Here is a 25,627-nt window from a genome sequence, read left to right on the forward strand (position 1 = left end):
TCCCCATGAACTTTGAACTCACCGAAGAGCAAAGGATCATCCAGGATACCGCCGCCAAGTTCGCCAAGAACGAACTGGAACCGGTGGCCGCCGAACTGGACCAGACCAAGAACCGTGATATCCTCAAGCGGAACCTGAAAAAGCTGGCCGAGCTGGGCTTCATGGGCCTCAATGTGGACCCGGAATACGGGGGCACCGGCGCCGGTGTGGTGGCCTTTTCCCTGGCCATGACCGAGCTGGGTCGAGCCTGCGCCAGCACCACGGTGACCACTTCCGTCACCAACATGGTGGCGGAGGTGATTCAGGCCGTAGGGACCGAAGAACAGAAGCGCAAATACATCCCGCCCCTGTGCAGCGGCGAGTTTGCGGCTGGAAGCTTCGGGCTTTCCGAGGCGGGAGCGGGATCGGATCCGGCCAGCATACGGACCACCGCGGTGCAGGACGGGGACTATTGGGTGCTGAACGGCGCCAAGATGTGGATCACCAGCGCCGAATACGCCGGTGTGTTCGTGGTGTGGGCGGTGACGGACAAGGAGGCGCGCAAGGGCAAGGGCATCACGTGCTTTCTGGTGGAACCGGGAACGCCGGGTTTCACCATCGGCAAGGACGAAAAGAAACTGGGCCAGCACGGCTCCTCCACCAATGAGCTGCTCTTTGAGGACTGCCGGGTCCACAAGGACAACGTGCTGGGCAAGGTGAACGACGGATTTCGCATCGCCGTCTCCGAGCTGGCCGGGGGTCGGATCGGAATCGGTTCCATGGCCCTGGGCATCGGGTTGGCGGCCATGGACTTTGCCACCAACTATGCCAAGGAAAGGATCCAGTTTGGCGTTCCCATCGCCAAACACCAGGCGATCCAGTGGATGATCGCCGACAACTACACCCGTCTGGAAGCGGCGCGGCTGCTGCTCCTGAGGGCCGCCTACCTGAAGGAAAAGGGGAAGCCCTATTCCAAGGAGGCCTCCATGGGCAAGGTGTACGCCACGGAAGCCGCCAACAAGGCGTGCTACGATGCCCTCCAGATTCTGGGCGGCTACGGATACACCCAGGATTTTCCCATCGAGCGCTACTACCGGGATGTGCGGGTGACAAGCATCTACGAGGGAACCAGCGAGATCCAGCGCCTCATCATCGCCCGGGGACTGCTCAAGTAACCGAGGGCTTTGGCGGCGGATCGTGGAGACCGGATTCCAGCAAGCCCCCGCGAAAGCGGGGGTTTTTTATTGGGGTTCGGGGCAGGCTCGTCGGGCCAGTCCCCGACCGGTTCACCTTCACCCGTGTGAAACCTCCCCGCGCTCGGCTGCTCCAGGGGCCTCACCCTGGGGCAGGTATTCGGCCAGCTGGGAGAGGATCATGCCCGAAAGCATGAGGGCGCAACCCACCAGGCCCCGCAGCTCCAGTCGCTCCGACAGGATGATCCAGCCTCCCAGGGCGGCGAAGGCCGATTCCATGCTGAGCAATATGGCCGCGTGGGCGGGATGGGCGTCCTTTTGGGCCACCACTTGGAGCGTGTAGGCAATCCCCACGGACACCAGTCCCCCGTAGAGAATGGGCACGGTGGCATCCCGGATCCCCTGCAGGGTCGTCTCCTCGAAGACCATGGACGTGGCCAGGCTCAAGACGGAACAGACGGCGAACTGGCAGCAGGCCAGTTTGACCGGGTCGAGGCGGGGGGACATCCACCCGAGCAGGAGCACGTGTCCGGCCCAGAAGAAGGCGCCGGCCAGCACCAGCACGTCTCCAAATTCCATGGTCAGTTCTTCGGTCACACTCAAAAAATAGAGGCCCACGGCGGCGAGTACCGCGCCGGCCCAGGTGCCCAGAGGCGGTCTCTGTTTCCAGAATAGCCCCAGCAGGGGTACGATCACCACGTAGAGGCCCGTGATGAATCCCGCCTTGCCGGCCGTGGTGAAAACCAGCCCGGCCTGTTGCAGGGATGCCCCGGCAAAAAGGGCGAGTCCGGCCAGAAGGCCCGCCTTCCAGGCCGCTTTCCAGGAAGGGTCGTGGGCCGGATGGACGGAGTGGATGCCGTTTTTCCTGTCCAGGTACGTGATGAGAGGCACCAGGGAAAGGCTTCCCAGGGCGAAGCGGATCCCGTTGTAGGCGAAGGGACCGATGTGGTCCATGCCCACCCGTTGGGCCACGAAGGCGAATCCCCACAGGGTGGCGGTCAAGAGCAGCAGGAGGTCGGCTTTCAGAGCAGTGGTTTTCATGGGAGCTCCAGTGGTCTGGGTCCGGAAACAGTGAGGGCTGCACGGATCTCACCGCATACCGGATGGATCTCGGATCGTCAAGGACCGGCTGCGCGCAGGGGTTTGCAGCGCATGGAACGTGCCCGCAGGGGCCGGGAGCTCTCGAGCATCTCAGAGGCCTTCGCCTGGATGATCGGGGCGTGTCCCGCACCCCCGGAAGATCCAGCAGACCGGCTTTCCGGGATGGGGTTTTCCTGATAGATTCATCTCAATGGAATCCCGATGGGCTTTGCACGGAAGATGATCAGGCGGGGAGGATGGGCATGATGGACGACAGGCCGATTCTGCTGACGGGGGCGACAGGCTATGTGGGCGGGCGACTGGCGCCGCGCCTGCTTCATGCGGGCTACCGGGTGCGGGCCTTGGTGCGGTCTCCGGCCAAGGTGCGGTGCCGCCCCTGGGGAAATCATCCCAGGCTGGAGGTGGCCCGGGCGGACATTTTCGACCGGGATTCGGTGATCGCCGCCGCCGAGGGGTGTCGTGCCGCCTACTATCTGGTCCATTCCATGGCGCCCGGCAAAAAGGATTTTGCTTCCCTGGATCGCCGGGCGGCCGAGAACATGGTGATCGCCGCCGGCAAGGCCAAGCTGGAACGAATCATCTACTTGGGAGGGCTGGGGAAGGAAGGGAAGGACTTGAGCGAGCACCTGAGGTCCCGGCTGGAAGTGGCCCGGATTCTCCAGTCCGGCTTGGTTCCCGTCACCTACTTACGGGCGGCCATGATTCTGGGATCCGGAAGCGCTTCCTTCGAGATCCTGCGCTACCTGGTAGATCGCCTTCCCGTGCTCATCACCCCGCGTTGGGTGCGCTCTCCGTGTCAGCCCATTGCCATCGGCAACGTGCTCCACTACCTGATGGGGTGCCTGGAGTCTCCGCACGTGCTGGGGCAAACCCTGGATATCGGCGGTCCGGACGTGCTCACCTATGAAGATCTCATGCGTATCTATGCCCAGGAAGCTGGTCTGCCGCGGCGTTGGATCGTGCCCGTTCCCGTCCTCACGCCCCGCATCAGCTCCTACTGGCTCCATCTGGTGACGCCCGTGCCCATGGCCGTGGCCCGTCCGCTGGCCGAAGGGCTTCGCAATGCCGTGGTGTGCGAAGATTTTCGGATCCGCCAGTGGATCCCCCAACACCTTTTGAGCTGTCGGGACGCCATTCGAAAGGCGCTTCAAAGGATCCATCAGGAACAGGTGGATACCTGCTGGAGCGATGCGGGCCACCTCCATCCTCCCGAATGGGTCCAATGCGGCGATGCCCCCTACGCGGGCGGAACCGTTTTGGAATCGGCGCATCGCATGGTGGTTCCCGTAACACCCGGGCAGGTGTGGGCCCAGCTCCAGGGGATCGGCGGGCGGCAGGGCTGGTTTTTTGCCAATACCCTGTGGAAGATTCGGGGCTGGATGGATCAAGCTCTGGGAGGGGTGGGACACACGCGAGGTCGCAGAGAACCGGGGCGTCTCTTCGTGGGGGACACGGTGGATTATTGGCGGGTGTTGGAAATGGAGCCCGACAAGCGCCTGCTCTTTTACGCCGAGATGAAGCTACCCGGAGAAGCCATCCTGGACTTCCGGCTGGCACCCGTGGGCGAAAGCGACACCGAGGTGCAGGTGATCGCCCGGTTTCTGCCACGGGGCCTTGTGGGAATCGGCTACTGGTATGCCATGCTGCCGTTTCACAACAGGATTTTTTCGGGACTGTTGGGATCCCTGGCCCGGGCCCTGGGGGTTTCTCCCAGCCGCGGGCCAGAGGCGTTCGACGCCCGTTTGCCCCACGCCTGTCGGCTGGAGCCCCGGACGCCCTGAATTCTAGGCGTTGAGCATTTCGGCCACGGAGCGTCCGTAGTCCTGGCAGGCACGCGTGCCCTCCGGGGTGTTGATCTTGTGCTCCAGGAGATTGAAGGACCCCAGGTTGGTCATGCGCATTCGAAAGACGTGTTCCATGGTGTCGTAGATGTATTTGGGCGCATCTCCGCTGTGGGTATAGGAACCGAAGGCTCCGCCCACCTTACCTTCCAGCCCCGCGCCTTGAGCGAGAAAGAGGAAGGTCTTCATACTTTGGGTCATGTCCCGGTGATAGGTGGGGCAGCCGAAAAGATAGGCGTCGTAGCCTTGCAGTTCCTCGGGCTTCTTGATTTCCGAGACCTTCTTCAGCACCGGCTCGTGGCCGGCGAAACGAACGCCCTCGGCCATGTATTGGGCCATCTTTTCCGTGTTCCCCGTTCGACTCACGTAAGCGATCAACACCTTCATGGGACCCTCCGTCTTTGGTTGATGATACAGCGACACGAAAGAGGGTCGACGCTCCACCGCGGAGCGCCCGCCCTCTCATCCTACCGGCTAGGCCTTCTTTTCGAAGGTTTTCTTCTCCCCGCATTGCGGGCATTTCTGGGGCTTACAACGTCCTTCCTTTTCGAAACCGCACTTGGTGCACTGAAAAGTCGCCATGGATCATTCCTCTTTGGTGGTGTCACACGCCGCCCACCATCCTTTGCGGCGGTGGGCTTCTCGTTCCTGTTCCGCCAGCAGGCGGATCTTGTAGGCCGCATCCCGCAAAACGCCGTAAAGGATTCCACAGCCGGCATCCTCGCGGTGTCGGTCCCCTTCATCGGCGATCTCCAGCATCTGTCCCGTCAGTGCCAGAGTCTTACGGATGCTGTCGTTGCAGGGGCGGTCCATGAAAGTCCTCCCGGCCGGATCAAAAGGGAAAGCTCAGCTCGAGCCGCCTTGGGATGGAACCCTATTGGGAATCCTGCTCGGCCGCGCATTTGAACGCGCGTTTTGTCGCCCCGCATACCGGGCAACGCCAGTCGTCGGGAAGCTCCGAAAAAGGCGTTCCCTTGGGAATCTTGCCCCGCCGGTCGCCCCGATCGGGGTCGTAGAGGAATCCACACGAAGGTCCCTGGCATTGGTAGCATTCTTCCGGGCGTGCCATGTCTTTCTCCTTCTCATAACGTTTTGTGTCGGGTCGGCAAAGAGGTTCTCTTATGATTCTCACGATTCCTTCCCCATACTGTAACCAATTTCCATGCCGAAGCGGAGGGCTTGGAGCCAGGAATTAAAAAAGCAAGTGATGGAAGGGGGTTGGAGGCGTCGGAGCGGGCGTGTGGGGGGCGCGGTCCGGAAGGCGCCGGTGTCTCATGAGACACCAGCGCAGGGCCCCGGGGGCCTGTCTTCGCGGGATACCGGCAGGGAGGGTCGTGGTGTGGATCCAGACGTTTCAAGGAAAGGGGCGGTGAGATAGGGGGATCCGGCCGGGTGTCTCAGGCCGTCTTGAGACACTTTTGTTTCATGAGACATCCGGGTGAGCTGAAAGGAACCGGTAGAGGGTGGCCCGAGCCACCCCGAGCAGGCGAGCGGCCCGGACCTTGTTGCCCCCGGTCTCTTTCAGTGCGGCTTGAACCGCCTGTGGGGTCAGTTTGGGCGTGGGGCCGCGCCGGCTCTGTGCCGTTTCCTGGAGGATCTCGGTGGGGAGGTCGTCACGGCGAATGACGCCGTCGGAGGCCCGAAGCAGGGCGTAGTGCAGGGCATTTTGAAGTTCCCGCACATTTCCCGGCCACGAGTAGGCCAAGAGCGCTTCCAGGGCCTTCTGGGTCAGGCGCGGGGACGGGGATATTTCTCCAGCGGCACGGCCCAGAAAATGCTCGGCCAAAAGAGGGATGTCCCCCCGGCGTTCCCGAAGGGTTGGGAGAACGAGGGGCAGCACCTTGAGCCGGTAGTAGAGATCGTCTCGAAAGCGGCCTCGGGAAACTTCCCGGGCCAGATCCCGGTTGGTGGCGCTGATGATCCGCACATCGCATCGGATGGATCGCTCACCGCCCACCCGCTCGAAGGTCTTTTCCTGCAACACTCGCAGAAGCTTCACCTGGGTCGTGGGGGGCAGTTCCGCCACTTCATCCAAAAAAAGGGTCCCCCCGTCGGCCAGTTCGAAGCGGCCCTTCTTGTCCCGAACGGCGCCGGTGAACGCCCCCTTCACGTGCCCGAAAAGCTCACTTTCCAGAACCCCCTCGGGCAGGGCGCCGCAATTGACGGGAACGAAAGGGCCCTGTCGGCGGCGACTTTCCATGTGGACGGCGCGAGCCACCAGCTCTTTGCCCGTTCCCGTTTCCCCGTGAATGTGGACGGGATGATCGGAGGCGGCCACCAAACCAATTTGCCGGTAGACTTCGAGCATCCGGGGGTCCCGGCCGACCATGTTCCAGCGGGATTCCGCCTCGTCCAGGTGATCCGGGGAGGGGGCCTCGGAGGTCCTTTCGCGAAAGACCGCCAGCACGCCCACCAGGGCCCCTGATGCGTCCGTCATGCCGGTCACGGACATTTCAATGTCCTTGGCCGTGCCGTGCTTGTCCACGATCCGCACGGGGTAGCGGCGTCCCGTCCATGGCTCAGGTGCCCCATCACAAAAGGAACAGTGGGGTCCACAGAAAGGATTGGAGAAGGCCTGGTGGCAGTCTTTACCCAGGACTTCCTCGCGGCGATATCCTGTGATCCGCTCCGCCGAGCGGTTGAAATAGATGAGCCGCCGCCGGGTGTCGTGACCGATCACTCCCTCGGGAAGGTTGTCCAGGATCGATTCGAGAAATTGTGGGGAGGCTTTCATGGAATGTCCGCGGGACCGGTTTCCATCGAATTTGCCGGGAAGATAGGGGCACAGATCCTGCCTCGGCCATTGCCAACGCATCTTTTCTATCTCATGGTCGGGGCGGTCCACAAACCCTTTTTGGTACGGGCCGGGCGGCCTCTTTCCCTTCGCGGCGTCGCACCCAACCCCATGACGGCATCATTCCTCCGGCCACTTTTGTTTTCCTCTCCAGTCCATCGTTGCGCGCCGAGCCTCGGGTGTGCCATATTCCAAGAATCCTGTGGGTGCTGGGGGAGAAGGGCTTCTTTGGGAGCCTGCCGAGCTGATTCAGTGCGGGTGCGTCTGTGAACGAGCATGCCAGGTCAAAAAACATCCATATTCTTCTTGTCATCGGAAATGCGCAGATCCGCCGCGTTCTGAAGGCGGCCCTGCGCAGCCTCGGCTACGTACACATCCATGCCGCGGAAAATGGCGCGGAGGCCCTCCAATGGCTGGAGGCGGGCGATCCGGCCGATCTTGTGATCACCGGCCTCCGCATGTCTCGCCTGGACGGTTTTGAGCTGCTGGACAAACTGCGCTCCAATCCCAAAACGGAAAACCTGCCGGTGATCCTCATTGCCGGCCGGGCCACGCAGCAGCTGGTGGCTCAGGCCATCGAAACCGATGCCGACGATTACCTGCTGTTGCCCTGCAGCCCCGCGGATCTGGATCAGCGGATCCAACAGCTCATGGAACGACGCATCAACCCGAGCCTTTATCATCAGCTGTTGATCTCCGGGAAGGCCACCTTGGAAAAGGCCCCTTCCGAATCGCTCATGTGGTTTCGGGAAGCGGTCCAGGAAAATCCCGACAATCCCATCGGCTATTACTGGCTGGGCTGTGCTCTGGAACGATTGGGTTCCCGGGAGGAGGCGGAAAAGGCCTACCGCAAGGCCACCGAGCTCAATCCGCTCCACGTGAAAGCCATGGAACGGCTCCGGGAGATCTACCGGATGCAAAGGCGGCGAAGAGACCTGTTCCTCATATTGCGGGGTTTGCACCGGGTGCGGCCCGACCGGCTGGACATCAAAATGGAACTGGGGCCGCTGGCCCTGGAAATGGGGGATACGGAGACCGGCCTGAGCTGTTTCGAAGCGGTGGTGGGGCTGTGTCGTGATCGGCCGGGGGATCTCATGGAGGCCCTTGCCCGGTTTTCGCGCTTTGAGGCTTTGCAGGAAAACATTGCGCGTATCGCTCAGGGGCTCTTCATGCGGGTGCTGGAAAAGGATCCTGAGGCCGCCGTTTCCGTTGCCAAGATCCTGGTGATGTGTGGACAGGGCCCACGGGTTCGGGACGGCCTGATAAAGCTCCTTCGCCGATCCAGGGAATTGGGGAATCCACTGGCTGTCAAGATCCACCTGCTGCTGGCCCAGATCTATGAAGAGGCTGGGATTGCACGCCTGGCCAGGGAGCATCGGGAGACGGCGAAGCTTCTGGAAGAGTAGGAACGGCCGGCGGAGAGCCAGGTCGAATCGCTACAAGTCGCGCAGTATCCGGGTCAGATGTTTCACGGTGGCCTTATCCAGACACCCTTTCCGATACACCGCCTCGTTGAAGGGGCGGACGAATTCCAGGGCCTTTTCTCTCACATCGCGGGCTTCAAGGCGCAGGACGAACTCTTCGAGCCCTTCCCAGGGCTGGAGTTCGTAGCCGTAACGGCGCATCTTTGAGGCGAAGGCCCGGCGCAGTTTCCGGCCGGGATTTTCCCTGTGCCTTCGGCGGTGGAGAACCGTTCCCACAGCGGCCGTCAGAAGGGCCAACATCGCGGCGACTGCGGCCGCCGCCTTCCACCCCTGGGGTGGCTCGGGCCGTTTCGCCAGGTTTCGAGCCAGAGTGCGAGCTTTGCGCACCAGAGCCAGTTGCCGCTCCACGTCATAGTCCACCACCAGGCGAAACCAGTGGTAGTTGATGATGTCCATCAGGAGGCGCAGCCGCGTGAGAAGCCTTTCGCCATAGGCCAAGGCGGGCGTGCCGGCCAAGGGCGGCGTGGGATCCAGCCGGATCCAACCCTTGCCCGGCAGATAGCATTCCGTCCAGACGTGGGCGTGCTTTTGAAGGACCAGGTAGTAGCCCCCCGTTTCGTTGTAGTACCCGCCGCGGTAGCCTCCCACCAGGCGGCACGGAACGCCGCCCAGTCTCAGCAAGACCGCCAGCGCGGAAGCGAAGTATTCGCAGTTGCCCTTGCGTTTATCAAAAAGAAAGGATTCCAAATCCCGGGGCAGATCGTTCAGGGCGTAGCGGAACCTGTCCGATTGCAGGAAGGCCAGTGCGTCCCGGACGGCGTCCTGCGCCCTCTTTCCGGCCGTCAAATGCAGGCCCAGACGTCGGATGCGGGGCGGAAGATCGCCGGGAAGGGCCAGAAGCTTTTGCAGGTCTCCCGGGGCCTCCCGGTACGGGGTCTTCACCCGGGACCACACCACGTAACGGGTCTTCTTGAAGATGGGCGACCACACGCGAAAGGTTCCGTCGGCGCTCCGTTGGGCAGGCACCCCCTCGATTCTGACCGGGCGGTCCAGGCCGAAGAGCCGGTTTAAGCCATAGGGTTCCATGTAGATGACCTGGCGAAGATCGCCTGGCTGCGGGGATGCGGCTTGCGCGGGCGGTTCCGACCGGCTGGATCGGGAAGGCCGCCAGGTGATGCCATCAAATGCATCCAATACGATCCCGCGCCAATAGAGGAGGCCTTGGTCCACGGGCGCCATCTGGGCCCGAAAAACCACGGCGGAGTCTTCCTGGATGGAGGCCACTTCACCCAACCGCACGCTTTCGGCGAAGCCGGTGCGGCCGAAGGCCGCCTGGTTGAGGAAGTTGAGCAGGGGAAAGTTGGTGCGCGGCAAGATGAGGAAAAGAAGGGCGGCCACCGGAAGGCTCAGTACACACATAGCGCCCGCGTTCCAGGCGATTTTTCGAAGGGCCTCCTTGGGCAGGGCGGCGCCGGGGGCGGCGTCTTCGAAGGCCAGCAGCATCAGGGACACGGTGAGGAGCAGGGCCAGCGGAACCATGTAAAAGAGAAAGGAGGCGCTGAGGCTCATGAGTCCCGAGCCCAACAGCAGAAAGAGGCACAGGAGATAGATCTGCATGTAGTCCCGGGCCTTCTCGGCTTCCAGGAGCTTGATGCCCGTGAGGATGAGCATGCCGTCCAGGAGGGGCTCCACCAGGAAGTCCGCCCTCAGACGGGAAAGGGAAAGAACCATGACGGAAACGGCCAGCAGGTTGAGCCAGCGCCGGGACACCTGGAAGGGACGCAGACCGTGGCGGAAGACCGAAAGCACCGCCAGTGCCCAGAAGGCCGCGTGGCCGGCCGGATGCACGTGGGCCATCACGGTGACGTAGCCGATGGCCGCGGACAGATAGGTGACGGCAAAAAGGGCGGTTCTAGTCTTCACCATAGAGGGCCAGCGCTCGGAGAAGGGTCCGTTTGTGATGCGTGCCGGTTCCGGGTTCGAAAGACTCCCCGTCCAGAATGAGCCCCACCGAAACGCGGCGCCGCACCAGGGTGTTGATCCAGTAGGCGGTCCACGAAAGGCGCGCCTCCAGCGGCGATGGGCCCAGGTGGGAAGGAATCAGAATCACAGGTTCCGTCCGGGTGGAGGCGAAGTCCTTCACAAGGATTCTTCCCGCCTTGGCACTGGACTTCCAGTGGATTTTCTTGATCGGATCTCCCGGGTGGTATTCACGAATGCCGTAAATGTCGTGATCATCTCCGCTGTCCCCTGTTTCCACGGTTTCCCGATGGCCCTGGGGCCGGGATCTTCGCGGTGCGCCCGGGAAGGGGCCGGGACGGAGGCGGGGAAAGACCACCAGGTCCAGGCCGAGGTGAATCCGACGAAAGCGAACGAAGAAGTTGAAGGGAAAATTGGAGGAGATCTCCACCTCCCCAAGTCCGTACCGACCCCGTCGGGGAAAGGCCGTCGAGACGAAGGTCTGCGCGGTGGAGCGGGGTGGAACATAGGGCACAAGCGGGCTCTGGTCCCAAACATTCACGCGGATGAGAAACGCCGGCAGGAGGCTCCGGGGATTTTCGACCCGGATGCGGATCGGCGCGGGTGTGTCGGCGTAGATCTCCGGGGGCGGTTCCACGGTGATGCGCACGGCATGGAGGTTGGCACGGCCGAAGATACCGGAGATGAGCATGAAACCCAGCAGAAGGGAGGCCACCACGTAAATAAGGTTGTTGGCCGTGTTCACGGCGGAAAAGCCGATCAGGATGGTGACGGCCACGTAGAACCAGCCCGCTCGGGTGATCTTGATTACGCGGGAACGGGGACCTTTTCGAGCAGCGATCGGACGATCTCCTTTTTGTCCACGTGATCGTATTCTTCCCGGAAAAAGACCCGATGGGGAATCGCATGCAGGGCCATGGCCTTGACGTCTTCGGGCAGCACGTAGTCCCTGCCGTTCATGAAGGCATGGGCGCGGGAGGTGTGCAACAGGGCCAGCGCGCCCCGGGTGGAGAGTCCGGCGGTCAAAAATTCCGACCGGCGTGTGGCTTCGATGATTTGCATCATGTAGTCCAGGATGGGTTCCGAAGCGATGATGCCGTCGCGGATGAAGTGCTGGATTCTGAGGACTCCCTCCTGACTCAGTACCGGCTCCACGGAGTAGAGCTCCTTGCGCTTGCTTCCCCCGCGCAGGATCTCCAATTCGGCCTCCCGGTGGGGATAGCCGATGCGAATCTTCATCATGAAACGATCCATCTGGGACTCGGGAAGGGGAAAGGTGCCGAACTGTTCGGCCGGGTTCTGGGTGGCGATCACGAAAAAGGGCTGAGGCAGGTCCATGGTGCGCCCCTCGGCGGTCACCTGCTTTTCCCCCATGGCCTCCAGGAGGGCGCTTTGCGTCTTGGGCGTGGCCCGGTTGATCTCGTCCACCAGGATGATGTTGTGGAAGATGGGGCCGGGGTGAAATTCGAAGAGCCCGGACGTCTTGTTGTAGATGGAAAGTCCCGTGATGTCCGTGGGAAGGAGGTCGCTGGTGCACTGGATGCGCCCGAAGGTGAGCCCAAGCACCTTGGCCAGTCCGATGGCCAGGGTCGTTTTGCCAAGCCCGGGAAGGTCTTCGATGAGCAGGTGGCCGCGTGAAAAGAAACAGATGAGAGCCAGACGAAGGGGCTTTTCCTTTCCGTGCAGGTAGCGGCCCAGAACTTCCATGGCCTCCTGGATGGAACGCTGGGCTTGCTCCAGGTCCCAGTCTTTCCCTCCGAACGGCTTGGAAGGATCGGGCGTGTTGAGAGGCCTTTGGCTCACTTTGTGCCCTCTGCCGTCTTGGATTCGCCCGGGAGCGCGTTCGGAAACGCCGCATCCCCCGGCTGTCTCGAAACCGGTGGGTTCGAACTCCCCGCGGGATGGGATCCCCGTTTTCGCGCTGACGGCCGCGGATGGGGAGGCTGCGCAGCCGACGGAAAGTGGCTGGATCGTCCCGATGCCCTGAGGGTCCTAGTCGCCTGGACGTCTCCCTGCATGGATGAAAGGGGCCGCGGCACCAGGGCCCCAGCCGGATCAGACCAGGCGGACGGGCGGCGCGTCTTCTTCCCGGGTGACCACTTCGCCGATGCGATAGGCCTTCTGGCCCATGCCCGCAAGGCGGTCCAGGACCTCCTCCAGGTCCCTTTCGCGCACCACCACCACGTACCCGATCCCGCAATTGAAAACGTGGAGCATCTCCTCTTCGCTGATCTTGCCCGCTTCCTGGAGGATCGAAAAGATGGGCGGTCGCTCCCAGCTCGCCTTTTCCACCACCGCCTGGCACGGCTTGGGAAGGATCCGTTCCAGGTTGTCCTCGAAGCCCCCGCCGGTGATGTGGGCCATGCCCGAGATGTCGAATTGTTTGAGCAGTTTCATCACGGGATCCACGTAGATCTGCGTGGGTTCCAGCAACTCTTCGGCGGCGGTGCGGCCGCATTCGGCCAGGTACGTGTCCGGGCTCATCTTCATCTCGTCCAGGAGCACCCGGCGGACCAGGCTGTAGCCGTTGGAATGAAGGCCGCTGGAAGCCAGGCCGATGATCTGGTCCCCCTTGTGGATGGTGGATCCGTCGATGATCTGGGGATTGTCCACGATTCCCACGGCAAAGCCCGCCAGATCGTATTCGTTCGGGCCGTAAAAACCCGGCATCTCAGCGGTTTCGCCCCCGATGAGAGAACAGCAGGCCTGCTTGCACCCCTCCGCGATGCCGCGCACGACGGCCTCCACCCGCTCCAGATCCATGGACCCGACGGCCAGATAATCCAGGAAAAAGAGCGGACGGGCTCCCTGGACAATGATGTCATTGACGCACATGGCCACCAGATCGATGCCCACCGTGTCGTGCTTGTCCGCCCAGAAGGCCACCTTGAGTTTGGTGCCCACACCGTCCGTGGAGGAGACGAGCACGGGACTTTTCATGTCCGAACAGTCCAGCGAATAGAGACCGCCGAAACCGCCGATGTCGGTGATGACGTTGGCATGAAATGTCTGGCGGACCAGCGGCTGAATCCTCTTGACCAATTCATTGGCCTTGTCCAGATCCACTCCTGCTTCCTTGTAACGCGAGTGCCTTGCCATGGGGGTTTATTCTCCGCTTCGTTTCCGTTGAACTTTTCCGCAGGGTGCCGCATTGTAGGAGGGGCGTTCGGCGCCTGTCAATCACTCCCAAGATAACTTTCTAGTCGGTTTCTGGAAAGATTTCCTTGAACCACCGGCACAGGGCACGGTTCAGAATCCGTTGGGCCCGCTGGAGGTCGAGCCGGTATTTTTCGGGGATGAAGCTCAGGTCCGCGCATCCCACTGGATCCAGGAAGCCCAGGCAGGGAAGGCTTGTGAGAAGATCCGTGGGCAACACGGAGGCCAGGACCCAGGCGGCGTTGAGAACCGCCTTGCTCCCCTTGATCTTCACCTTCTGCACGGCGTAGTTGTTGGCAAAAAAACGCACGTCGCCCCAAGGCGGGGCGGCCCCTTCGCCCAAGATGCCGTCCCGGACCAGGAAAAAATAGGGGGCCACGATGTCCACGCCGGTGGCCGTGGCAACCTTCTGGGAACGGGCCAGGACCGCCGAAAGGCTCTCCCGCCGGCCGGGCAAGACCTCCAGATCCACGGGGACCTTCTGATCCGCCAGGCGCCTTTCCAGCCCTTCCCGATGCTCTTCCCAGCACACGAGCAGGCACTTGCGCCCGTTTTCATGCAGCCGCCGAATCATTTCCACCGGGATCTCTTCAGGGTCTTTTGTGAAAAGGACCGTGAGGCGCCGGTGGGTGCCACCGGACTGGGAAAGGACCTCCCTCAGGGGTGTGGCCCATGGCAGGAGGGCGCTTTCCGTCTGTTCCACCTCCTGCGCATCGATGAAGGCGATCCGGGCGGCCTGGACCACGTGGTCCACCGCCACCACCTGAAGCGCATGGTGTCCATACCGGAAGGGTTCGTGGTCCCCGGCCCACTGGTCGTAGGTGAGGATTTGCAGTTCCTTTTTCAGGGCCGATGGCAGCCGTTCGATGCTGTCGCCGCCCGACAGATTCTTGGTGGGCACGATGAGGGTGGTGCAGCCCGCGTCCAAGGCCGCCTCCAGCTTGATGGCGATCGCTCCCACGGCGGTGATGCGCCCCTGGGTGTCGATCTCTCCGGTCATGGCCACGTCCCGTCGGACGGCCCGGCCGGACAGGGTGGACGCCAGGGCCAGGGCGATGGCTCCGCCGGCCGACGGGCCGTCTTTCGGTGTGGATCCCCCCATGAAGTGCAGGTGGATGGGATCTTGCGTGGCATCCGCCTCGATGCCCAATTCCTCGGCGCAATAGAGGATCCCCGTGGTGGCCACCTTGCGGCTTTCGTCCATGACCTTTTCGATGTTTCCCGTGGCGTGCACCAGGCTGAGATATCCCGCGGGGTGTTCCAGGGGGGCTTGGGCGCCGAGCCGAACCCGGGTGGCCTGGATGGGAATGATGGAGCCCAAGCCCCGTTCCAGGTTGACCCCCAGCGCCAGCATCTCGCCCACCCGGTCCTCCTCGTGGATCTTCCAAGGGCGGCTCGGCGTGTCCAGGTATTCCTTGATCTTGCGGCGTGTGATGACCACAGGCCGGCTGGCGCCGGCATCCACTTCCTTTCTTTGAATGCGGAAAAAGAGCGTGCGCAGGAGCCTTTCCAATTCCCGAACCCCCGGCTCGTGGGTGTAGTCCCGGACCAGATGGGCGATCAGATCCCGTTCTTCATGGGGATCGAACACGATCTCGTCCTCGCCGATGTCGTAGCGAGTGCGCACCCTGCCGATGAGATGGCGCCGGGCGATGGCCACCTTTTCCTCCACGCTGTAGCGGTCCAGGAAGACCACCTCGCAGCGGTTCACCACCGGAGGCGGCACCGTCTCCAAGGTGTTGGCCGTGAGCACGAAATGGCAGTTGGAAAGATCGATGTCCACCGTGGTTTGCGTGTACTTGTCATGAAACAGGTGATTCTGCTCCGGGTCCAGGATCTCCAAGAGGGTGGCGATGGCGAACTTTTCCGTCTTGTCCGCCTCGTCCAGGATGAACATGCCGTTCATGCACCCCATCTTGATGAGCCCCTGCACGATGGCGCCCGGCTTGGAGCCTTCGTAGGTGAATCCGTGGCCCCGAAGATCCGATTCGTCGCGCATGCCGCCCAGGCTGATCTTGTGGTAGGGGATGCCCAGGTTCTGGGCCATGGAAATGGCCAGGGAGGTCTTGCCCACCCCCGGAGGTCCCACGAAGAGGAAAGCAGAGCCGGTTCTGTGCCAGGATCCCGCGTCGTTGGGGTCGAACCGGCGGTAGCGGCGGATCAGGTTGGCGAAGAAGTCGCACACCTGCTCCTTGGGCCGCTCCAGCCCGTAATGGGTTCGGTGGAGGCCCTCCTCGAACGCCTTCGGACTCACCGTGATGGGGTGGATCTTCTTCCACGGGATGGCCAACAAGGTTTCGATCAGCTCGCTGTACTTGGCCCCACTGTGCCCCACGGCGTGGGTCTTGTTCTTTTCAATAAGTTCGATCACCTGCGGGGGGAAGCTGGGGTCCGACTTGGCCTCCTCGATCCGATCGCGCAGACTCTTGGTGCCGATGCCTTCCGGCGCCACGGGAAGCGGTGAGGTGGGAACGGGAGCGGGGGCGCTGGCGTGGGGGGGTGCGGACTTGAGAAATGCTTCGATACGCTCGGAAAAGATGCGAAAGAGTCCTGCCAGGTCCTTTCCTTCCATCTTGTCCTGAGGGATGCCCAATTCGTGGAAGAGGCCCATGAGACCCCATCGGTCTTTGAAGGCCGAGAAGGTCTGGGAGGCCTTTTCCCGGCTGTCCTTCACGATGGCCTGGAAGCCTAGGGCCATCTTGTGCACGAAGCGGGACCGTTCCAGGAGCGAAAGGCTCGTGAGGCGACTCCGGTTCCAGCACTCCCCCAGGGCTCTGGCTCGGCAGTCCAGGCCCATGGTGACCAGGGTTTCCTGGAAAAGCGTTTCCGGAAGATCCGCCACCCACCCGGCGGCTCGCTGGGTCATGCGGTAGATGTGGGGTCCCAGGGTGGAGTCCTTTCGGGCGGCGTCGAAGAGTACCAAGTAGTCGCCGCCGCGAAGGCCCACCATCTCATCGCTCAGAATCGCCGTAAGCAGCCGGTAGAAGGTGGGATCTTCTTGGGCCATGCGGAGCGCGAAGGCCGCATCCGAGCGGATCACGTCGGTCTCCGAGGCTTCCGGGTAGAGGGAGTGCTCCACCTGGTGGCGTAACAAGAATTCCGTAAAAGCCAGAGCCTTTCGTTCCTCCGCGCTTCCTTCGGTCACCAGCCCGCGGGAATCGGACGGAAGTACGAAGACCAGATAGTCAAACAGGCGTTCGTGGACGGCGATGGTCCACCGATCACGTTGCCGCAGGAGCAGGCTGAGGGGGGCGATGGTTCGCTGTTCGTCTTCCAGTCGCTGGATCCGGATCTTGGAAAGCAGCCGAGCGGCTTGGCGGCTGTCGGTTCCCCGGCGGGTTCGAAAATCGGGGATGATCTTCGATTCCACCAGCGAAAGGAGAAGTTGGCTCACGCGCCGGATCGCCTCGTCATCGGGATAGGGCAGGCCTTCCAGGACCTGTCTTTCAAAGCTCATGGGGAACATGGGCTGGACCTCGTCTGTGCGGTTTCCGTTATGGCATGGCTACTGCACCACCCAGACGGTGCAGTTTTTGGCTTCCCGGATGATCTTGCTGGAAACGCTACCGAACAAGAATTCCTCCCGCTTGCTCATGCCCCGGCGCCCCACCACCACGGTGTGATAGCCTCCCCGGCGCTGTTCTTCCAGAAGGCGCCGGGCGATGCCTTCGCCTTTTTCGCATTCCTGGACCTGCAGGCGGATGTGTTGGCGGGGGATGCCCCGCTCCACAAGCCGCCCAGCCATGGCGTCCAGCTGCCGGAGAGCCCGTTGCCGCCGCTCTTCCAGCGTCTGCCGCCGCCTGTCCGGGTCGGGCAGCACATCCGCGGACGGAACCGTGAGTACGTGGTGCAGGGTGATCCGGCACCGGGGGTGGACGCGCATGAGATTCCCCACGTAATCCACGGCCCGTTCTGCGTTGGGTGAGCAGTCGATGCCCACCAGGACTTTATGCTCCATTCGGCACCTCCCACAAGAAAGATCGAAAACAAATCTCCAGATCTTCCACCATCTCCTGGGCCGACTCGTAGAAGACCTCCGCACCCGAGGCGAAGTGCATGAGGACCTTGTTCAGGGTTTCGCGAATGTGGGGGAAGATCTTCTTGAGATTCATGAGCCGATGGGGAAAGAAGAGCGAAAAGTCCTGTTCGCGCAGTTCCGACAACACGTGATGGTGGGGGGAAGCGGGGTTTTTGAGATCGTGGATGGTGTGAAATCCCATGCCTGCGGCAAAAAGCAGGATGTTTCCCAGCCCGAAGAGATCCACGCCGTAAGGCTGGCCGGGCCATTCGAAGGCGTAATCGAAATCGATCCAGCGGTACCGTCCGGTGCCCGATTCCACCAGGAGATGGTCGTTTCGAATATCTCCGTGGATCTCGCCATTGCGGTGCAAGTCCCTGACGGCGTAAAAGGCCTTCATGAGGTTGGAAAAGATGGCGGGAAAGACCTCGTAGTAGTAGGTTTCATGGTCCATACTGAGGTGCAGGAGGAGCTCATAGAAGGGCTTTCCGGCGATGCGATCGATCACGCGGATGGGATTTCCCGCGGCATCGGTGAGGGTGCGGCCTTGCATGAAACGCACATCTCCGGCGGTCTGTTGCAGGATGCGCGACTCCTTGTGCGGGCTTCGAAAGCAGCGGATGCGCTCTTGTCCCAGCTGCATGTGGAAGGATTCGAAGAAGGCCAGCTTCACAATTTTTTGCACCCCGTCGGCCAGGTCCACCACCCGCTTGACCCAGAATTTCGGCTCGCCGTCCAGGCCGAACCGCCCCTCAAATTCCTCGCCGCGCACGTAAAAGATCCGGTCTTCCACCTGGATGCAGTCGCCGGCGCGGATGTCCATGAACTGAGTGGTGTCGGTGTGGATCCGCAACACGGCCGGTGGCGCTAGCCTGGTAAATTCCCGGATGCGCTCGCGAATCTGCTTTTCGGTCATGGTCGAAGGCCCCTTTGGGTGGCGTTGCACGCGGATCTTTTGGCATTGTAACCCGATTGGGTGGTCGGAAGAACGGCGGAAAGGCCTTGGCGCGGGAACCCTGAAAGATCCCGGCGGGGCCCATCCCGTGCCGGTGAATGGAAGCGGGAACGGAATCCATGGAAAGAACGACGCCCCGGCTCACGTCGCATTTTTCTGAATGGGGTTGGTCCGTGACATGAGCAGGGGACCGTCGTCTCCGGAAAGGCTTCACCGTCTGGTGGCCGTACCCTTCGGGCCCGCGAGGTAGGAGCGACGGATGCCGACGAAACCGGAGACGACGAGCGGCAAAGAGGAGAAGACCTCTTCGCCACACGATCGTTTCAAGATACGGGGCCGGCGTTTGCGGATAAAAGGGTTCAAATCCTCACAACGTGGAGATGCTGCTTCCAAGAAGACTACCGGCCGCCGAGCCCACGGATCTTTTCACTGCACGGCACAGAGGGAGTAGCCGGCTGCACGGCCATGCCATGTCATGATTGAAAGGGAAACCTTGGGGGCGGAGCCCGGCGTGAAGACGTCGCCGCCCTCAAAAAGGGACGGCCGACTGGCCCAACGAGCCATGGTGGAAACCCCACAGGGCCCTTTTCGGTTTGACACGATTGGGGGCACCCTCTAGGCTTGCGCTCAAAACAGACAGAGATTGGAGAAAAGCGATATGGATAAGGATCTCTTGCTTAAGGAAGTGCGCGCCTTGCTCGGCGACGCACAGGTGAACACCGACCCCGAGGCGCTCTACGACGCCTCGGCCGATCGGTACAAAAAATACGCCAAGGCGCGGCGTGTTCTCGACGTTCCTCCGCCTGCGGCCATCGTCTATCCCCGCTCCACCGAGGAGGTGGCCAGGCTCCTTTCTTTCTGTAACGAGCACGGCATCAACGTGATCCCTCGAGCGGGAAAGACCTCCACCGAGGGCGGTCTGGAAAACTGGAAAGAGCTGACCCTGGTCATCGACGCCCTGCATCTGGACAAGATCCTGAAGATCGATGAGTACAACATGCAGGCGACGGTCCAGGCGGGTGTGCCCCTGCAGAAGCTGGAAGACGCGCTTCGAGAACGCGGCTACACCACCGGCCACTCGCCCCAGTCGAAGCCGGTGGCAAAGTTCGGCGGCCTGGTGGCCACGCGCAGCATCGGGCAATTTTCCACCCTCTACGGCGGCATTGAGGACATGGTGGTGGGTCTGGAGTGCGTCTTTCCCAACGGCCAAATATGCCGTATCAAGAACGTCCCGCGCCGTTCCGGGGGGCCGGACATCCGCCACATCGCCATCGGCAATGAGGGCTCCCTGTGCTACATCACCGAGGTGACGGTCAAGATCTACCGGTACTTTCCCGAGAACAACCGGTTCTACGGTTACCTGACCAAAGACCTGGCAACCGGGATCCAGGTGCTGCGCGAGGTCATGGTCAATGGCTACCGCCCTTCCGTCGCCAGAGCCTACTCGGAGGAAGACGCCCGGCAGCATTTCTACCATTTCCACAAGGGCAAGTGCGTGCTTCTGTTCATGGCCGAAGGAAACCGGCACATCGTCGATGCGACCTGCAAGGGAATCGAGGAGGCGGTGGCCAAGTTCAAAGACGGCATCCTCGAACAGGTATCCAGCGAGCTGATCGAAAACTGGTTCAACCATCTCAATTGGTCCCAGCAGGATATCGACGACGAGTTCGAAGGCATGAAGGAAAAGGACTCCCACGACGGATTCACCACGGAGGTGTCGGCGGACTGGGAGACGATCCCCAAGCTCTACGACAACGTCATACGGCGGATCCGCAGCGAGTTCCCCCGCGCCCATGACCTCACCTTGCTGGGCGGCCACTCTTCCCACAGCTACATCAATGGGACGAACATGTATTTCGTCTACAACTACGAGATCAACTGCGCTCCCGAAGATGAAATGCGGGTCTACCACCATCCGATCCAACGCATCATTGTGGAGGAGACCCTGAAGCTCGGCGGTTCCATGTGCCATCATCACGGCATCGGCAAGTACCGCAACGAGTGGACCCAGCAGGAACACGGCTCGGCCTACTTCATGCTCAAAAAGCTCAAGGAGGCCTTCGACCCCAATGGAATCATGAACTTTGGGGCCATCTTCTACCAGGAAGAGGGCGCCAAGTTCCAGAAATAGCAGATGAGCCCGTGGGCATGAGAATAGTCTGTCTGGCCAAGCTGGTGCCGGACGTGGATAACTTTCAATATGACCATGAGCGGAGCGCCCTGATCCGGGAAAACGTCCGTCTTCTGCTCAACCCCGCGGACGCCACCGCTGTGGCCATCGCCCTGAAGCTCAAGGCGGACAGCAGGGCCGGCAGCGTGCACACGGTGACCCTGGGCCCCCGGAGCGCCATGCCCCACCTGGAGGATCTGCTGCGCCGCGGCGTGGACCGTGCCACCCTGATCTCCGACCCCGCCTACGCGGGCAGCGACACCCACGTCACCAGCCACATTCTGGCGGCATTTCTTTCCAGGTGCGGCTTCGATGTGATCTTCGCCGGTACCCACACCCTGGACGGTGGGACCGGCCATGTCGGCCCACAGGTGGCCGAAATCCTCGGCATCCCCCACATGGCCGGCATCAGCCACATGGACCCCGAATCCCTTTCAGAGGGGCGGGCCCAGGTGCGCGTCGAAAGCGAAGAGGCAAGCTATACCTTTGCGCTCCAACTGCCGGCGGTCCTGGGGTTTGCTTATGCCCCCGAGCCGAAGCTTCCCTTCATCCGCTACGAGGCCCTAAAGCGTGACCTGAGTGGCCGGGTGGAAGTCATTGACAATCAGGCACTGGGGTTGGCGCCCGAGCAGGTGGGCGTCTTGGGTTCCCTGACCCGCGTCCGCAAGATCCACGTGAAGGGCTTCCGTTCGCCGAACACCCGGTTTGTCCGGCCCGACGACGAAGGCATCGAAAGGGTCTATCGGTTCCTGCGGGAAAAAGGGTTCGTCCGATGACAAGGCGCGTGCTGATCTATCTCGATCCCGAGGGCGAAGCGGATTCGATACAGCTTCTGGAGGCGGCCAACCGCATGTATGGCGCAACTGGGTACCGGTCCTACGGGCTGCGCCTGGCCGGCACCTGCCCGCAGGCCGAGGGCCTCTTGGATGTACTGCTCCAGGTCGAGGATCCCCGCGTGCGTCCTTACGACGCCGCCAACCTGGCAAGATGCGTGGAAGCGGCCCACCGGAAGCACCACTTTGATGCCATCCTCATCCCGGCCACCACCTTCGGCAGGATGATCGCCCCCCGAGCCGCCATGCGACTCCACGTGGGACTCACCGCCGATGTGGCCGATATTCATCGGGAGAAAGGGCGTATCGAACTGGTGCGGGCTGCCTTTGGCGGCCGCATGCGGGCGGTGGTGGCTCACCGGGGCCGGGGCCCGCTGATGATCACCGTGCGCAAAAACACCTTCACCCTTGACGCCCGGATCCGGCGTTCAACGGATATCGCGCCCCTCGTTGTGGACGGCATCACGGAACCGGAAGTGACGCTGGTGGAGCGGCGGCCGGCCGAGAAGGCTGCGGACATACGCGAAAGCGAGGTGCTTGTGTCCGGCGGGGGCGGCATCAAAGAACACTTCGATCAACTGGAAAAGCTGGCGCGGGCGCTCGGTGGCCGGGTGTCCGCAAGCCGCCGGGTGGTGGACGCTGGGCTGGCCCCGCGCCGGATCCAGGTGGGGCAATCGGGCAAGACCGTGAGCCCGCGGCTCTACATCGCCGTGGGCATTTCCGGTTCCATACAGCATGTGATGGGGCTCAAAGAGGTAGACACCATCATCGTGGCCAACACCGACCGCAACGCGCCGCTGTGCAGCCTTGCCGATATGGTGGTGGAAGGCGACGGCATGGAGTTCGTGGACCGCCTCACGAAGCGCCTACTCAAGGGAGGAAAGGGATGAAAATCACCGATTTCAGCATGGACTACTTCTCGCTCCACGGGAAGAACGCCATCGTCACCGGCGGCAATACCGGCCTGGGTCAAGCGTTTTCCCTTGCCCTGGCCAAGGCGGGGGCCAATATCCTCATTGCGAGCATCATGCCCGACGATCCGGAGTTCAATGCACTCATCGAAAGAGAAGGCGTCCAGGTGGTCTACATGGAGGCGGACCTGACCCAGCCGGGTGTCCCTAAGAAGGTGGTCAGCCGGTGCATCGAAGCGTTCGGCACGGTGGATATCCTGGTCAATTGCGCCGGGATCTGCCTGAACAATGAGTTTCGCCAATACGGCCGCTCGGAGTGGGATCCGATGGTGGCGATCAATCTGACCGCCGCCTTCGAGATGTGCCACGCGGCGGCGCTGCCGATGATCGAGCGGAAAAGCGGCAAGATCATCAATATCTGCTCGCTGCTCAGCTTTCTCGGCGGACGGCTGTCGCCGGCGTACGCCGCCACAAAGCATGGCCTCGCGGGCCTCACCAAGGCGCTTTGCGATGAACTGGCCCAATACAATATTCAGGTGAACGGCATCGCCCCCGGCTACTTCAAGACCAAGGTGGCCGAGTCGTCGGTGAACGACCCGGAGCGCAGCCGGTGGATCGTCCATCACACGCCGGCAGGGCGCTGGGGCGATGTGCACGATCTGATGGGAGCGACGGTCTTTCTGGCCAGCAAGGCGTCGGATTTTGTCAACGGGCATATCCTGACGGTGGACGGCGGGTTTCTCACCCGTTAGGACAGAGGGCGCGGCGCACAAGCGCGCGGCGGAAAACGGATAGGCCTATGGGACGCAAATACTTCGTCGGCGTGGACAGTGGATCTCAGAGTACCAAGGTCTCGCTGATCGATCAGGACGGCACGGTCGTGTGCAGCGCAAGTCAGCCGTTGCGCCCGATGATCCACCGAAAGCCGGGTTGGGTGGAACATCCGGATGACGATCTTTGGGACAGCCTGAAGGTGGCCCTTCGTCGCCTCCTCGAACGGTTCGACGGCGATCCCGCCCATATTGTGGGCCTGGGGCTCTGCGCCATCCGGTGCTGCCGCGTCTTTCTCAAAGCCGACGGTTCTCTCGCCGCGCCGGTGATGAGCTGGATGGACGTGCGCGCTTACGAAACCTACCAAGATGATCCTGCCATCGCCTACACCGGCTCCACCTCCGGCTACCTCACCTTCCGCCTCACCGGAGAGCTCAAGGACACCATCGCCAACGCCTTTCAGCACCAATTCCCCACGGACATGGAGACCTGGAACTGGTCGCAAAACCCGAAGCACTTCGGCAAGTTCGGCATTCCGCGGGAAAAGCTCCTGGAGATGCACCTGCCCGGGGAGATCCTCGGTCGCGTCACCGCTGATGCCGCCCGGGACACGGGGCTTCCGCAGGGACTCCCGGTAGTCTCCACCGCAAACGACAAGGCGGTTGAAGCGCTCGGATCGGGACTCATCGAACCCGGTACGGGGCTCCTCTCCCTCGGAACCTATATTACCTCCATGGTTTACGGAGAAAAGTATCGAGCCCATACGGAGCACTTCTTTACCAATCTAGCCTCCGTGCCCTACCGCTACCTCTACGAGAGTCGCGGCATTCGAGCCGGAATGGGACACATTTCCTGGTTCAAGAAATTGCTCGGTGACGAGTTCGAGGAACGTGCCCGCAGGAACGGTCACGGCAGCGCCGAGGAGCTCTTGGAGGAAGAGGCCCAGGCGGTCCCGGCCGGCTCCGACGGCCTTTTGATCGCTCCGGACTGGCTGGCCCCATCCAATGCGCTGCACCGCAAAGGGGTGATGATCGGCCTCGACCTGCACCACACCCGGGCACACATCTACCGCGCCCTCATGGAAGGGATCGCCCTGAGGATGAAAAACAACTTCGACGACATGAACCGGGAGTTGGGCGTGAAGCCGGAAAGGCTCATCGTTTGCGGCGGCGGGTCCAATAGTTCGCTTTTCATGCAGATCGTGGCCGACGTCTTCGGTGTCACGGCAGTGCGTACCGCCATCAACGGTGCCGCCGCCCTGGGTGCCGCCATCGCCGCCGCGGTAGCCACCGACCACTACAGCACGTTCGAAGAGGCGGTCGAGCGCATGGTCCATATCAAGGACAGCTTTCACTACGACGAGAAGCGCCGACGCGCCTATGACCGCATCAACCGGGAAGCGTTTCGCGAACTCCCAACCCTGCTCGAGCCCACACTGCAAAGGATCCAGAGCCTGAGATCAGATCTTGATCTGTGATTCAGGCCTTCTACACTCGCCCTCAAGACAAGTCGGGGTGGTAGCCCAAGTTTGTCACTTTTTTGCGTAAGTTGTTGTTATTCTTAAAATCTGGTTTTTCATTCTTCACTACAAATTTTCAAGCGATGCTCAGAACCCTTTTCAAGGGGCTGCGGGGAAGTCGGAGGGCATTGTAAATTTCCACATGGATCGGCTCCGACTCAGAAGTATTTCGGATGTGGATCCTTTGTCCCTTGCCGTTGATCATGGTGGTGGTCACCCGTGTAGAGCCCCTGAATGGATGGATGCCTCCCTTGTTTTTGGATCGTAACCTATCATGTGTCCCTTATATTGGAAGGGTAACCAGCAGCACCTGCTCACCGGCCGGGTGCGGCTGGTGAAGCCGGAGGTGGCGCCATGAAAGACCTACCTGGTAGTCTGGGACTTCCAAGTCGCGGCCCAAAAGATGGTGCCGAGCCATAGCTGGGGTCCCCCAGGCGCTCTCATCAACCGGAGCATAAACCGTGAAACAGCAACCTGGGAACACCGGCCTTCAGCCGCGTAAAAGCAAGGACACTGGGAACACCGGGTCGCAGCCCGGTAAAAACGAGAGCACTGGGAACACGGGGCTCCAGCCCGGTAAAAACGAGAGCACTGGGAACACGGGGCTCCAGCCCGGTAAAGAGAATCACGCTTACAAAGGCTGGTACAGCCGGGGTTATCTGCCTCATTTGGATGCGCCGGCCTTGCTCCAATCCATCACCTTTCGCCTGGCCGATTCATTGCCACAGGAGAGATTGCGGCAGTTGGAGCAAGAACTGGCAACCAAGCCCGAAAACGAGCGGGAGAAGTGGAAGCGTCAGCGAATCGAAGCGTGGCTGGATGCGGGCATGGGCTGCTGCGCCTTGCGCCATCCACGTCTTGCCGCCTTGATGCAGAATACCCTTTGGTATTTCGACGGCTCACGCTACCGGCTTCTGGCCTGGTGCGTGATGCCCAACCATGTGCATGTGCTGATCGAACAGCAGGCTCTCTTGTCCAAGAT

Annotated in this window: 21 protein-coding genes and 1 pseudogene; 9 read left to right on the forward strand and 13 right to left on the reverse strand. The window is 61.8% G+C overall.

Annotation, left to right across the window (positions count from 1 at the left end; all coding sequences use genetic code 11):
• The first annotated feature begins 5 nt into the window (after positions 1-5).
• Positions 6-1,154, forward strand: a complete 1,149-nt coding sequence (locus B9A12_RS02390; RefSeq protein ID WP_084055932.1) for an acyl-CoA dehydrogenase family protein — start codon at positions 6-8, stop codon at positions 1,152-1,154.
• Between the two features lie 117 nt (positions 1,155-1,271).
• Here B9A12_RS02390 and B9A12_RS02395 read toward each other — a convergent pair whose 3' ends face one another.
• The gene (locus B9A12_RS02395) at positions 1,272-2,213 is read right to left on the reverse strand and encodes a DMT family transporter (protein WP_084055933.1); all 942 of its coding nucleotides are present in this window, start codon (positions 2,211-2,213) and stop codon (positions 1,272-1,274) included.
• Between the two features lie 302 nt (positions 2,214-2,515).
• Here B9A12_RS02395 and B9A12_RS02400 point away from each other — a divergent pair, with 302 nt between their 5' ends.
• Positions 2,516-4,054: an SDR family oxidoreductase gene (locus B9A12_RS02400; protein WP_245802323.1), complete on the forward strand. Its 1,539-nt coding sequence runs from the start codon at positions 2,516-2,518 to the stop codon at positions 4,052-4,054.
• A gap of 3 nt (positions 4,055-4,057) precedes the next feature.
• On the opposite strand, the gene B9A12_RS02405 is transcribed toward B9A12_RS02400, so the two are convergent.
• The 5 genes from B9A12_RS02405 to B9A12_RS02425 all read right to left on the reverse strand — a co-directional run bounded on the left by B9A12_RS02405 (position 4,058) and on the right by B9A12_RS02425 (position 6,929).
• Positions 4,058-4,501, reverse strand: a complete 444-nt coding sequence (locus B9A12_RS02405) for a flavodoxin domain-containing protein (protein ID WP_084055934.1) — start codon at positions 4,499-4,501, stop codon at positions 4,058-4,060.
• 87 nt (positions 4,502-4,588) lie between these two features.
• Complete coding sequence (locus B9A12_RS17850) at positions 4,589-4,696, reverse strand: RCKP-type rubredoxin-like domain-containing protein (protein ID WP_073035801.1); 108 nt, start codon at positions 4,694-4,696, stop codon at positions 4,589-4,591.
• A gap of 3 nt (positions 4,697-4,699) precedes the next feature.
• Positions 4,700-4,927, reverse strand: a complete 228-nt coding sequence (locus B9A12_RS02415; protein WP_084055935.1) for a hypothetical protein — start codon at positions 4,925-4,927, stop codon at positions 4,700-4,702.
• Between the two features lie 61 nt (positions 4,928-4,988).
• On the reverse strand, positions 4,989-5,183 hold the full coding sequence (locus B9A12_RS02420; RefSeq protein ID WP_084055936.1) for a rubredoxin: 195 nt from the start codon (positions 5,181-5,183) through the stop codon (positions 4,989-4,991).
• A 354-nt stretch (positions 5,184-5,537) separates the two neighbouring features.
• The gene (locus B9A12_RS02425; RefSeq protein ID WP_245802324.1) at positions 5,538-6,929 is read right to left on the reverse strand and encodes a sigma-54 interaction domain-containing protein; all 1,392 of its coding nucleotides are present in this window, start codon (positions 6,927-6,929) and stop codon (positions 5,538-5,540) included.
• 245 nt (positions 6,930-7,174) lie between these two features.
• On the opposite strand from B9A12_RS02425, the gene B9A12_RS02430 reads away from it, so the two are divergent.
• Complete coding sequence (locus tag B9A12_RS02430) at positions 7,175-8,314, forward strand: response regulator (protein WP_084055937.1); 1,140 nt, start codon at positions 7,175-7,177, stop codon at positions 8,312-8,314.
• Between the two features lie 30 nt (positions 8,315-8,344).
• Here the strand turns inward: B9A12_RS02430 and B9A12_RS02435 are convergent, their stop codons facing one another.
• The 7 genes from B9A12_RS02435 to B9A12_RS02465 all read right to left on the reverse strand — a co-directional run bounded on the left by B9A12_RS02435 (position 8,345) and on the right by B9A12_RS02465 (position 18,402).
• Positions 8,345-10,258 (reverse strand): transglutaminase TgpA family protein, encoded by a 1,914-nt coding sequence (locus B9A12_RS02435; protein ID WP_084055938.1) that lies wholly within the window; start codon positions 10,256-10,258, stop codon positions 8,345-8,347.
• Positions 10,245-11,090: a DUF58 domain-containing protein gene (locus tag B9A12_RS02440; RefSeq protein ID WP_084055939.1), complete on the reverse strand. Its 846-nt coding sequence runs from the start codon at positions 11,088-11,090 to the stop codon at positions 10,245-10,247. The genes B9A12_RS02435 and B9A12_RS02440 overlap by 14 nt, the downstream gene beginning before the upstream one ends.
• 29 nt (positions 11,091-11,119) lie before the next feature.
• Positions 11,120-12,019, reverse strand: a complete 900-nt coding sequence (locus tag B9A12_RS02445; RefSeq protein WP_084055982.1) for an AAA family ATPase — start codon at positions 12,017-12,019, stop codon at positions 11,120-11,122.
• A 348-nt stretch (positions 12,020-12,367) separates the two neighbouring features.
• A complete protein-coding gene (purM, locus tag B9A12_RS02450; protein ID WP_084055940.1) occupies positions 12,368-13,411 on the reverse strand; it encodes a phosphoribosylformylglycinamidine cyclo-ligase in 1,044 nt (347 codons plus the stop codon).
• Between the two features lie 100 nt (positions 13,412-13,511).
• Positions 13,512-16,934 (reverse strand): S16 family serine protease, encoded by a 3,423-nt coding sequence (locus B9A12_RS02455; RefSeq protein ID WP_084055941.1) that lies wholly within the window; start codon positions 16,932-16,934, stop codon positions 13,512-13,514.
• 39 nt (positions 16,935-16,973) lie between these two features.
• Positions 16,974-17,426 (reverse strand): universal stress protein, encoded by a 453-nt coding sequence (locus tag B9A12_RS02460; RefSeq protein WP_084055942.1) that lies wholly within the window; start codon positions 17,424-17,426, stop codon positions 16,974-16,976.
• Complete coding sequence (locus B9A12_RS02465; RefSeq protein WP_084055943.1) at positions 17,416-18,402, reverse strand: hypothetical protein; 987 nt, start codon at positions 18,400-18,402, stop codon at positions 17,416-17,418. The genes B9A12_RS02460 and B9A12_RS02465 overlap by 11 nt, the downstream gene beginning before the upstream one ends.
• Positions 18,403-19,099: 697 nt before the next feature.
• Here B9A12_RS02465 and B9A12_RS02470 point away from each other — a divergent pair.
• The 6 genes and pseudogenes from B9A12_RS02470 to B9A12_RS02495 all read left to right on the forward strand — a co-directional run.
• Positions 19,100-20,572 carry an FAD-binding oxidoreductase gene (locus B9A12_RS02470; protein ID WP_084055944.1) on the forward strand — a complete coding sequence of 491 codons (1,473 nt, stop codon included), beginning with the start codon at positions 19,100-19,102 and terminating at the stop codon, positions 20,570-20,572.
• A gap of 17 nt (positions 20,573-20,589) precedes the next feature.
• The gene (locus tag B9A12_RS02475) at positions 20,590-21,387 is read left to right on the forward strand and encodes an electron transfer flavoprotein subunit beta/FixA family protein (protein ID WP_084055945.1); all 798 of its coding nucleotides are present in this window, start codon (positions 20,590-20,592) and stop codon (positions 21,385-21,387) included.
• The gene (locus B9A12_RS02480) at positions 21,384-22,334 is read left to right on the forward strand and encodes an electron transfer flavoprotein subunit alpha/FixB family protein (protein ID WP_084055946.1); all 951 of its coding nucleotides are present in this window, start codon (positions 21,384-21,386) and stop codon (positions 22,332-22,334) included. Before B9A12_RS02475 ends, B9A12_RS02480 begins: the two co-directional genes overlap by 4 nt.
• Positions 22,331-23,107, forward strand: coding sequence for an SDR family oxidoreductase (locus B9A12_RS02485; RefSeq protein WP_084055947.1), 777 nt, complete (start codon positions 22,331-22,333; stop codon positions 23,105-23,107). Before B9A12_RS02480 ends, B9A12_RS02485 begins: the two co-directional genes overlap by 4 nt.
• Before the next feature lie 47 nt (positions 23,108-23,154).
• A complete protein-coding gene (locus B9A12_RS02490) occupies positions 23,155-24,603 on the forward strand; it encodes an FGGY-family carbohydrate kinase (RefSeq protein ID WP_084055948.1) in 1,449 nt (482 codons plus the stop codon).
• Positions 24,604-25,106: 503 nt separating this feature from the next.
• A pseudogene (locus tag B9A12_RS02495) lies at positions 25,107-25,627 on the forward strand (hypothetical protein); the annotation flags it as partial.

The organism is Desulfacinum hydrothermale DSM 13146, from assembly GCF_900176285.1.
Taxonomy (GTDB): Bacteria; Desulfobacterota; Syntrophobacteria; order Syntrophobacterales; family DSM-9756; genus Desulfacinum; species Desulfacinum hydrothermale.